The sequence below is a fragment of the Vibrio sp. Vb1574 genome (assembly GCF_033338675.1).
The window spans coordinates 1-1167 of sequence record NZ_JAWOTC010000338.1 but is presented as its reverse complement, the minus strand read 5'-3'; the positions used below and the strand labels follow the sequence as shown (position 1 = coordinate 1167).

Sequence of the window (1167 nt, the reverse complement as noted above, 5' to 3'; positions counted from 1 at the left end):
TGATTAATGTTCTCATCTAATAAGACTGGTGCAGTTTGCTTCATCAAACCGAGAGTCCACTTACCAATCACCAAAGCACCAACGATCCCCATAATGGCATCTAACCAAATCCATCCGTAAAACTTACCAATAATAAGTGCGACGATCGCTAACAGTGACGTTAAGGTATCTGCCAAGACATGAAAATACGCGGCGGCAAGATTGTGGTCCTGGTGCTCGTGCGAGTGTCCATGCGAATGGTTATGATCATGTGGGTGGTCGTGATCATGATGATGGTGATCATGCAGCAGCAACATACTTGATAAGTTAACCACCAAACCAATCACTGCGACCATAATCGCTTCGTTGAATTGAATACTCTCAGGGTTAAACAAACGGTGAACGGATTCCACCATCATCATTAGCGCCACCATGCCCAAAGCAATCGCGCTCGTAAAACCACCTAAAACACTGACCTTCCCGGTACCAAACGAAAAACGCTCATTGTTCGCATTTTGCTTAGCATAGCGATAAGCGAACAAGGTGATGCAAAATGCCGCAGCATGAGTGCCCATGTGCCATCCATCGGCGAGTAAGGCCATAGAGCCAAAAAGCGTGCCCGCAGCAATCTCAACCACCATAGTGACAAGCGTCAGAATGAGAACATAAAAAGTTCGCTTTTCACCTTTATGGTTATGAGAAACAAAATCGTGCGTGTGTTGTGCTATTGCCATAGATAAATCATATCCCTATTGCTTAGTTTGTTTGACAATCAAAATATTTGATTTAAATTTAGTTTGATCATCAAACAAAGTCAACATGGAAAACTAAGAAAGGCGTTCATCACTGCACTCAAGATTGGCCAATCTGATGCCTCCCCGCATGAACATATGCGGCCTTGTTTGGGAATCAGCCGCTTATACGTTAAGCTGCCGTTACTCAACTAAAAGATAGAAAGCGGATAAGCAGATGGAACATGTAGGTTCTCGTGCACTGATTGTTGAAGGCGGCGCAATGCGAGGGGTATTTTCTTGCGGAATACTCGACCATTTTTTAGCTGCGGACTTTTCTCCCTTCGACAGCTTTTGGGGCGTATCGGCTGGCGCAAGTAATCTTGCCGCTTATTTGGCAAAAATGCCGGGCAGAAACCTAAAAATCTATCTCGATTACAGCCTAAGAAATGAGTTC

At 44.4% G+C, this 1167-nt stretch carries 2 protein-coding genes; one reads left to right on the top strand and one right to left on the bottom strand.

Annotation, left to right across the window (positions count from 1 at the left end; genetic code table 11):
• Positions 1 to 713, bottom strand: a 713-nt coding sequence (dmeF, locus tag R7O12_RS26015) for a CDF family Co(II)/Ni(II) efflux transporter DmeF (protein WP_318126941.1), incomplete at its 3' end; no start/stop codon positions are given.
• Between the two features lie 235 nt (positions 714 to 948).
• On the opposite strand from dmeF, the gene R7O12_RS26010 reads away from it, so the two are divergent.
• A partial coding sequence (locus R7O12_RS26010; protein ID WP_318126939.1) for a patatin-like phospholipase family protein occupies positions 949 to 1167 on the top strand: 219 nt, incomplete at its 3' end.